Below are 9,388 nucleotides of genomic sequence, written 5' to 3'. Positions count from 1 at the left end.
AAACGCAATGCTAACTCATGCAAAACGCAAGGCTAAATGGTGCAAAACGCAGAGTAAACAGGTGCAAAAAACAGGTTGTGGTGGTGTTTATAATCTCCCAAAAACGAAAAATAACCGACTTTTAAGGACTGAAAACTGCCTAAAAATATGCTTTTTAGCAGCTAAAAGCTGTTTTTGGGGCGATGAAAAATCGTGAGCAGGCAACCAAATAGAAAGGCTAAATGGTGCAAAACGCGGGTTCTTAGTCAAATTTTGGTGTAAAAATAAAATGTGAGGGACTAAAAATTGGGGCAAAATGCATGCTTTTGGGCTTAGATTTGCGCTAGAAGGCTTTGGTTTGAAAGGCGTATTTGTAAAGTTTTTATACTACTTTTAACACCAGAGTGAGCAAAATAAGATTTTGAAACCAAAGACCATGACCATAAGCTTATTTGAAACCTTACTCCTATCTTGCAGCATTTTATCAAACAGAATGTATTGCCCAAGGCTTGATTGGGGTTAAACATAATGTCTACTCATGGGATAATCACGTTTGCAGTGATGGTTGATAACCCAATGGAACTTAACGCCAATTTATCTAACCTATATTATATAAGGTGTAAAACCACATTATTTACCCTAAACAATGACACATTTACCCGAAAAATTATGGTTAAAAACCACATACCTCTAAGCCCAAACGTTCTAAAGCCTTTAACCCCAATACTAAAGAGCCCCCAAATGCAACACCACAAAAAACCAAACCTGCTAAAGAAGCAAATAGGATACAAAGCAAAGATTAAGACTTAATAAGTGTTAAAGTTGATGTTGCCATATCTCAATAAAAGAAAACACCCAAATATATTTCGTAACTTTGCACCTGTTTTAGTCCGTGGAGGCTTAAAAAAGCGTCGGAACGAGTCTGAACGCCTCGCGGAAAACCGTTTTACAAACATAATCAATGTACGCAATTGTAGAAATTAACGGACAACAGTTTAAGGTGGAACAGGGCATGAAGCTTTATGTTCACCACATTAAAGATGTGGAAGCCGGCAAAACTGTTGAGTTTGACAAGGTGCTGCTTGTAGACAAAGAAGGAGCAGTTACCGTGGGTGCACCCACCGTTGAAGGTGCAAAGGTAGTAGTAGAAGTTGTGAACCCCCTTGTAAAAGGTGACAAGATCATCGTTTTCAAGATGAAACGTCGCAAAGACTATCGTAAGAAGAATGGTCACCGCGCTCAGTTCACGCAAGTAGAAGTTAAACAAGTAATCGCTTAAACGCAGGAGGAATTAAGAATGGCACATAAAAAAGGTGTTGGTAGTTCTAAGAACGGACGCGAATCAGCTTCACAAAGACTTGGCGTTAAGATTTATGGCGGACAAAAAGTTACTGCAGGTAACATCATCGTTCGTCAGCGTGGCACGAAACACAACCCCGGAAAGAACGTGGGCATCGGTAAAGACGATACACTCTTCGCTCTTGTTGACGGTGTTGTGAACTTCCGCAAAAGCCGCAAAGATAAAAGCTACGTTTCTGTAATACCGGAAGCTGAGGCATAAATAAAACAATTACACTTATTCCAAACAAACAACAGAATCCCAACCATATCAGTATGGTTGGGATTTCTGCGTTATTAAGACTTACACAACACTAGCAACGATGCATTAATAAGCGCTCGCTTATAATAAAATGATACAATATGCGTTGTAAATATACAGCGGTTGAGCCGAAACTTACCGCCAAACTCATACGAGAAAGCAAAATGAAACTAAGCAACATAAACGCTATACTGATGGCTTTGGCCTTCGTGACTTCATCGTGCGGTGCTGATGCATATATTAAAAAGGGTGAAAAAAACCTTGCATTGGGCGAATATTTCGATGCTGCCAACAACTTTAAACAAGCCTATACGCGCACGCCTGCCAAAGAAAAGGTGGCAAGAGGACGCGTATCTGCCAAACTGGCCTTATGCTACGACAAAATGAACGCTAGCCAAAAGGCCGTGGGCGCATACCAAAATGTGCTGAGATACGGACTGGCCGATGCTAACACGCACTTGCTTTTGGGAAGACAACTACTCAAAACAGGGGCTTATAAGGCGGCTGAAGAACAATTTAAAATTGCCCTCGAATCGCTTCCTAATAACAAACTGGCGAACGAAGGACTGATTTCTGCTCAACAAGCAACTCAAACTAAAAATGAGGGGTCGCGCTATATCGTTAAGCGAATGGAGGTTTTCAACTCGCATAGGGCTGACTATTCGCCTATGCTCTTCGGCGACGAACATAATAAACTCTACTTCTCGTCTACTAGAAACGAAGCCAAAGGCGATGCACTAAGTGGCATAACGGGCGCAAAACCTGCCGACATTTTTGTTTCAGAACGTGACGACAAAGGAAAATGGACTAAACCAGAACCTGTGCCAGGCGGAATAAACACCGACTATGACGAGGGGGCATGCTGCTTTTCGCCAGACCAACGCACAATGTATTTCACCCAATGCACCACCAACCCCAACTACCCACGCTACGCGCAAGTGATGACTTCGGCGCGTGCGGATGCCGCTTGGGCAAAAGCCACGAAACTAGAAATATCGAAAGACACGCTTTCGAGTTTCGCACACCCCGCCGTTTCGCCCAACGGACAATGGCTTTATTTTGTTTCGGACATGCCAGGCGGACAAGGCGGACAAGACTTGTGGCGCATTAAACTCACTACCAACGGGCTGGGCGAAATGGAAAACCTGGGAGAAGATATTAATACACCTGGAAACGAATGCTTTCCAACGTTCAGACCCAATGGCGACCTTTATTTTTCGTCGGACGGACATGTGGGATTGGGCGGACTAGACATATATGTGGCCAAACAAAACAACAATCAACAATGGGAAATTGAACACCCCGGATTTCCACTAAACTCGAATGGCGACGACTTCGGCCTTACGTTTGAAGGCCCGCATAATCGTGGTTTTTTTGCTTCAAACCGTGGCGACGCACGCGGATGGGACCATATATACGCCTTTGAATATCCCGAAATAGTGCACAGCATTAAAGGCTGGGTGTACGAACAAGATGGTTATGAACTGCCTGCTGCACAGGTGTTCATGGTGGGAAACGATGGCACGAACCTCAAACTGGGCGTACTGGCAGACGGTTCGTTTAGACAGGTGGTGAAACCTGGCGTTGAATACGTGATGCTTGCCACGTGTAAGGGATACTTAAACCACAAGGAAGAATTAATGGTGAAACCCTCTGAGGCCTCACACGAATATGTGTTGCAATTTCCTTTGGCTTCAATAACGGCGCCCGTACTTATTGATAATATATTCTACGACCTAGATAAGTTTTCCTTAAGACCTGAATCCAAACAGGCCTTAGACGAACTTGTGAAGCTACTTAACGAAAATCCAAACGTCACCATCGAACTAAGTGCACACTGCGACTATCGTGGTTCGGCCGAATATAACAAAGCTTTAGCTCAAAAAAGAGCAGATGCTGTGGTGAAATATCTTATTGATGCTGGCATTGCCGAAGAGCGACTAACGCCCGTGGGATATGGAAAGGAGAAACCCAAAACCATCAGAAAAAAACTTACTGAACGCTATAAGTGGCTGAAAGAGGGAGACGTGCTAGACGAATCGTTTATTACTCAACTTGATAAAGACAAGCAAGAGGTTTGCAATCAACTGAACAGAAGAACTGAATTTGTGGTGCAACGCACTACTTTTGGTTTGCTAGACGATAAGGGAAACTTAAAAGCCAAGAAGAAAACTCCAAAGAAAGCGGAGAAAGAAACTGAAGACGTGTTTGACATTGTGGAATAAAATGATGCGAAAGGCTTGTTGCTACATGTAACTGGCTTTCTACTTGCTACGACAATGAGTTAAAAAATCCTTGGGGCATGCCCAAATGTGCTTGATAATCGATTGATTCACGACAAGGCATGTTAGAGAAAAACATTCGAATAATGCCCCAATGCCTCGCAACAAGAAATCACCCCACCCCGCCCCACAGGCTTAAAGTTAGGTTTTGTAAGGATGATAGAGACGAAAAGGACGTGAAAACCAATGGTAATAATCGCATCAAAATAACGCAAATAACTGCGAATACCCACAATTTTACTACAAAACAAAGAGTTTCTCACGCCAAAATAAAATTAAACAGAGCGTTTTTCGTATCTTTAGGCTTGTTTTTGCCACTCAACAGTGTCGGTAGATAGGAAACCTATAACATGGCGTGTTATCTACAAAACCGCCTTACAGTGATAGCAAAAGCCTGAAACATACACTTTTACGAATAAAAAAAGCCACACTGAAGTCCACATATCTGTCCAAGAGCATTGTTAATGCCATTGTTATTGAAAACATGGACGCCAATTTGATAACCACAGACAAATAAAATAATTCGAGATAAAAAGCAATGAACAAAGGAAAACTACTCTTTGTGCCCTCTGGCGGACTGGCTAACAGAATGCGTGCGATGGCCTCGGCCTGGCAAATGGCTCAGCATACGGGGGTGAAAGTCGAGACGGTTTGGTTTTGCGACTGGGCACTAAATGCGCCGTTCCACGCTATTTTCGCACCCATTGAGCACAAAGAAATGACAGTGCGGGAAGGTAGAACCTGGGAACTACTTACGCTTGACCGCCCCAGAAAACGCAACTTGCGCATTCCGCTGCTATTTCAGCGACTTTGTTTTGCGCAACGCATAGACGAATGGCAGGTTACGCCCTTAAAAAATCAAGGCTTCGACTTTGACAATTGGGCCGCAGGAAAGAACAGCTACATGAGTTGTTATCAAGACTTTGGGGATGTGCCTAATAGTGTTTACAAGCTTTTGTTCCATCCCGTTGATGCTGTTATCAACGAAGTGGAAAGCTATCGCAAACGCTTTTCGCCCCATACCATCGGTATGCACATTAGGCGAACCGATAACCAGGAGTCGATAGAACGCAGTCCGCTTAGCTTGTTTACTGATGCTGCCCAACGAGAAATTGACCTTCACGAGGATACACGCATATTTCTTGCAACCGACGATGAGCCTACCAAGCAAGCCCTTAAAGCGCAATTTGGCAATCGCATCATCACTTCTGACAAACCTGCTGCACGCAATGGTATTGCAGGAATAAGAGGCGGACTTGCCGAAATGTGGACTTTAGCCACCACATCAACTATCTATGGTTCGGCAGGGAGTAGCTATTCGGTTATGGCTGCTAAGATTGGTAACAACCTGCTACAGGTGTTAACCCAAGAAAAAGCTAACAAATAGGACCTCAAACAAAAGAGGAAGGCCAATTAGCAAGATGACAACACTACTTGTTGACATCATTACGCAGCAGCTAACGATAACAAAAGGCGAATAGATAAAAAAACGCGTGGGCGAGGAAATCAATGTAATGATAACCTCGCCCACATGCCTTTCTTTATACTTATAACTTGGAGAGCCTAAAAACAGCAACCTCCCTACTCCAACAACAAACTACTTACCTGGGCAACGTTAAGCGCCCAACGATAATCATAGCGTTCGGTGGCCAGACTTTCATCACAGGTTAGCGTCATACCGTGCGCCTCGGCCCTTAGTTCAAGCAGTTCGCCAATCGTTATTTTCTCTTCCAACTGCTTAAGAAGTGCCTCTACATTGGCAGCATCAACACCCAAAATGGTTTGCGAAGTATAGGGCATCTCTAACCAAACTATCTCTCTTCGTAACACATTGAGTACACCAAACACCAATCCCTTAGACAAATTAGATTCGTCAACACGCACCATGTGCTGCACACACGATGGGTCGTAGGCCACGCCATCTTCATCAGAGACACTCATAGGATGGGCCGAATTCATCCAGCCAACCATCAAATTGGGCGACAATGTACCATAAGAATAAGCATTGCAACTAAAAGTTACGTATCGTGCACCAGCTTCAGCCAGTTCGTTTAAGTTCAGTTCAACATATTCGGCCGTACCCACAAGCTCTGGAATATACTGTATATCGCCCGAATGTTTTGCTCCTGGACAAATGAGATTGAAGTAAGAACAGAATGCTATTTTACCATTTTCGAAACCAATAGCAGCACTTAGGTCCATATCTAGATGTTGAGCGTGCAGGTCGTTGCCCCATTGCATAAACAATCTAACGGCATTGCCTTCGACATCAAAACGTGTTCCTTGTAAGGCACACGATGTGTCTTGGATGGTGCTAGACCTATCGCCAACGCCAACTGGCACCTGATAAAGCTTTGGGTCGATGTAAATCAAACCGCCAACGCTATGCGGTTGTTGTACATATCGATGGTGCATGATGTGCTTAAACAGTGTATTTACACAGTTCACCATCTGCTTAAGTTGCGTCTCATCATATTGAGCAAGCATGGCATTGGGGGGTAGTTGGTGTATAACGCCTGTTATGGGGCGAGCCAATCGTGTGCTCTGCTTTGAGAAATAAGTAGGTGCTGCATTGACTAACGATAACAACAGGCGTGAAGGAAGCTGGTGAACTACCTTCTGAAATGCTGAAAGGGTGGCTTCTGAACCAAAGCGAAGCATGGTGGAATACAAGCAACGCGCAAACAATCCAGGCCTTTGGGTTAATAACGACAAGGTTTGCTCAGCGTTGTTTGCCCTTCGTGCCCCATCTAGCATGCCCAACCACGAGGGATAAGCCTGGTGGTAAAATACGTCGAGCAATTGGGCTAGGCGTTCAAAGCCCTGCTTTTGGGCATATTCGGCCAGTCGCAAAGCTCTAATTATGCGCACCCACATTCCCCTTTTGGCGTGCATGGTCTCGGCTGCCTTATCAGCAGAGAGAGGGATGGCGTTCATCCACGTGGCCACTAGTCGGCAATAAGCCCTATTATACTTTAATTTCAGTTCGTTACGCTTGTCCTGCTCTGCCTTGTTAGCCATGTTTCCCCCTTCCGACACATACCAATTCACACCTCGCGCATGCGCAATGAGTGTTCGTGGCTCAATAATTCGCGCACTACCAGTGTGTTCGTACCATATAAAACGCAGAATATCGGTAGGCGTTTCGAACAAACGAGTGGCTTGCAGACCCTTTCCAGCAGCAACCAAAGCCTTAATTGCCAACATCAATGTTTCTTTCATGCCAATGCTAACATCACTGGGCAAATCAAATAAGACGAGTAATTGCGCCACAGTGTCGGCCTGCGTGGCGTCTAATGGTGTGGGCGAAGTAAGCAAAGTGCGGAGTTCGCGCTCCAAATCAACGCGCGTAAAGAGTCGTAGAGGCTTGGATTTATCTCCCTGCCCCTCGTAAATGAAGGTTGAGGCGACAAACGGTGTTCCGCAATAAGGACAACCGTTGTATCGTTCTAACGGGAAAGTGCCATAGGGAATAAAGTGTCCACAAGGCAATGTTGTACCCTCTAACTTGATTTTGCCTTTAAACCTGTTGGCCACATAAGTGATAAAATGGTCGATAAGGCTTTCTTGTGTAGGCGTACCCCATCCCTTTACCAAGGAAGCCCAGTTCTGTTTCAAACGCAAAACATCAGCCATCACCACATAAACATCCTCGATTTGTTTGGTAGACGCCCAATAAAACGCCTGTAACAAATCTTGTTCTACACTATATCCAAACTTGCTAAGACGCGAAACCAAGGTCAATGCAGATGTTGTTGGCTCGTGGTGCTGCTTTATCTGTTGACTATCAATATCTATAAATAGGGCTTCGTAGCGCAAAGCCACTTTGTTTGCTATGATGTTGTCCATGCTGTGGGATTGTTGATGCTGATGATATTCCAAGCAGTTAAAAATAGTGGCAAGAGCATTTTGCTTGCCAGGGGCTTATGCTTTGCTCTGAAGCCTCGGTTTTTAATTTATTGATTAATTGATGATTAAACTAGATGAGGTCTACAGCCTTTACGTTAAAAAACTTACTATCAACTCATTAGGGGCAATGTTAGCGAAGAAAAGACACTTCTAGAGATGAATGAGGACATAGCCCAGCTAAAAAAGGGTGAGAGGGCGGTAATTGGTGGTCTAAAATTCCTATGTATTTGAAGTAAGACCAACTTGACCGTCCCCCTTTCCCTTGATATATTTCGTCTAAAAGGCTTGCAGTGGTGCAAAACTAGCCCATACGCACTTACTTATAATAAGACACAAGAGAGATTGATACCTTTTTTGAGCAGCATTGATTACGCCACATTCTTCCTAACCCTTAATCACCGCAATGGGCAATAGTCGGGTTTTCACCTTTATCAGGTCTGTTTGGTTGGCAATAACCTCTTCAATGTCCTTATAAGCGCCTGTTGCCTCCTGCATATCGTTTTGCGAACGTATGGCATGAACAATGCCTTTGGCCTCAAGCTGCGACACTTCGGCCTGCAAATCAAGCGATGCAATGGCAGCAGTTCGGCTTAAAACACGACCCGCGCCATGCGAACAAGAATTGAACGAAGACGCATTGCCCAAACCTTCAACGATATACGAGGCCGTACCCTGCGAACCAGGAATGATGCCCACCACACCTTGGCGAGCTAATGTGGCACCTTTGCGGTGCACAATAACATTCTGGCCGTGGTGGTTTTCCCACGCAGCGTAGTTGTGCGCGATGTTAATCATCGGTTCAAACGCAATGCCAGGCAGTGCTTCTGCAAGCACTTCTTGCACCCTTTGCATCATCAGACGCCTATTACATAACGCAAAATCTACACAATATTGCATTTCAGCCCAATATTTTTTAAATTCTTCTGTGCCTACAGGTAAAAAAGCCAGTCGCAATTTAGGGTCAACCTTGGTATGCCAACGCGCATTAAGCTGCTGAGCAAGCTTGTCGTAGTGCTCGCAAACCAACTTTCCAAGGTTTCGCGACCCCGAATGCAACATCACCCAGAGCCTACCTTCCTCGTCTTTCTGTAATTCAATAAAGTGATTTCCTCCTCCTAACGTACCCACTTCGTAAACAATGGCTTCCTGTCTACGCTTCACCACCTCCATCTGTTCGATATGATGACCCTTGGGTAGATACTCTTGGGCTTGGGCTTCGGTGTGGTGGGTCATGCCCAAAGGAATGCGTTGCCTAATGCCATTCATGATTTGTTTTCTCAAAACCTCTTGCGAGATGTTAGAAACCTGATAGTTTGACTTAACTGCACACATGCCACAACCAATATCTACACCCACAGCGTTGGGTATTACCACGTCTTTACAGGCCAGCACACCACCAATGGGCATACCCATACCTGCATGCACATCAGGCATCATGGCAAGATGATGAAACAAGAAAGGCAAAGTGGTGAGGTTTTCTATCTGTTGCATTGCCTTAGCATCTACACTATTCGCCCATATCATCACAGGTTTGTTGTTTATTACTTTTGTTTGCATTGCTATTTAGTCCTCCCTTAAAAACTATATTTTAGCATAAAGCTTGTATTGACAAGCTCTA

General features: G+C 44.4%; 7 protein-coding genes. 5 read left to right on the top strand and 2 right to left on the bottom strand.

What is annotated here, in order from left to right; translation table 11 throughout:
- From QME03_RS10120 to QME03_RS10100, 5 genes are all read left to right on the top strand, one after another.
- On the top strand, positions 1-196 hold a 196-nt coding region (locus QME03_RS10120; RefSeq protein WP_281724286.1), incomplete at its 5' end, for a hypothetical protein.
- Positions 197-940: 744 nt separating this feature from the next.
- Entirely contained in the window at positions 941-1,258 is a 318-nt protein-coding gene (rplU, locus tag QME03_RS10115) for a 50S ribosomal protein L21 (RefSeq protein WP_009161785.1), read from the top strand.
- A gap of 18 nt (positions 1,259-1,276) precedes the next feature.
- A complete protein-coding gene (gene rpmA, locus QME03_RS10110; RefSeq protein ID WP_009235217.1) occupies positions 1,277-1,540 on the top strand; it encodes a 50S ribosomal protein L27 in 264 nt (87 codons plus the stop codon).
- A gap of 203 nt (positions 1,541-1,743) precedes the next feature.
- Positions 1,744-3,804: a PorE family type IX secretion system protein gene (gene porE, locus QME03_RS10105; protein ID WP_281724287.1), complete on the top strand. Its 2,061-nt coding sequence runs from the start codon at positions 1,744-1,746 to the stop codon at positions 3,802-3,804.
- Positions 3,805-4,399: 595 nt separating this feature from the next.
- The gene (locus QME03_RS10100) at positions 4,400-5,248 is read left to right on the top strand and encodes an O-fucosyltransferase family protein (RefSeq protein WP_281724285.1); all 849 of its coding nucleotides are present in this window, start codon (positions 4,400-4,402) and stop codon (positions 5,246-5,248) included.
- 194 nt (positions 5,249-5,442) lie between these two features.
- Here the strand turns inward: QME03_RS10100 and QME03_RS10095 are convergent, their stop codons facing one another.
- Together QME03_RS10095 and QME03_RS10090 are read right to left on the bottom strand one after the other, a co-directional pair.
- Positions 5,443-7,710, bottom strand: coding sequence for a hypothetical protein (locus tag QME03_RS10095; RefSeq protein WP_281724284.1), 2,268 nt, complete (start codon positions 7,708-7,710; stop codon positions 5,443-5,445).
- A gap of 444 nt (positions 7,711-8,154) precedes the next feature.
- Positions 8,155-9,327, bottom strand: a complete 1,173-nt coding sequence (locus tag QME03_RS10090) for an RtcB family protein (RefSeq protein WP_281724283.1) — start codon at positions 9,325-9,327, stop codon at positions 8,155-8,157.
- Positions 9,328-9,388 lie beyond the last annotated feature (61 nt).

Origin of the sequence: Hoylesella shahii (assembly GCF_937990675.1) — a bacterium.
GTDB classification, from domain to species: domain Bacteria; phylum Bacteroidota; class Bacteroidia; order Bacteroidales; family Bacteroidaceae; genus Prevotella; species Prevotella shahii.
This window is presented reverse-complemented; position numbering and strand designations above follow the sequence as displayed.

Excerpts from the sequence above, each read along its gene's own strand:
- rplU (WP_009161785.1), top strand. The coding sequence starts at position 941 with ATGTACGCAATTGTAGAAATTAACGGACAACAGTTTAAGGTGGAACAG.
- rpmA (WP_009235217.1), top strand. The coding sequence starts at position 1,277 with ATGGCACATAAAAAAGGTGTTGGTAGTTCTAAGAACGGACGCGAATCA.
- porE (WP_281724287.1), top strand. The coding sequence starts at position 1,744 with ATGAAACTAAGCAACATAAACGCTATACTGATGGCTTTGGCCTTCGTG.
- QME03_RS10100 (WP_281724285.1), top strand. The coding sequence starts at position 4,400 with ATGAACAAAGGAAAACTACTCTTTGTGCCCTCTGGCGGACTGGCTAAC.
- QME03_RS10095 (WP_281724284.1), bottom strand. The coding sequence starts at position 7,710 with ATGGACAACATCATAGCAAACAAAGTGGCTTTGCGCTACGAAGCCCTA.
- QME03_RS10090 (WP_281724283.1), bottom strand. The coding sequence starts at position 9,327 with ATGCAAACAAAAGTAATAAACAACAAACCTGTGATGATATGGGCGAAT.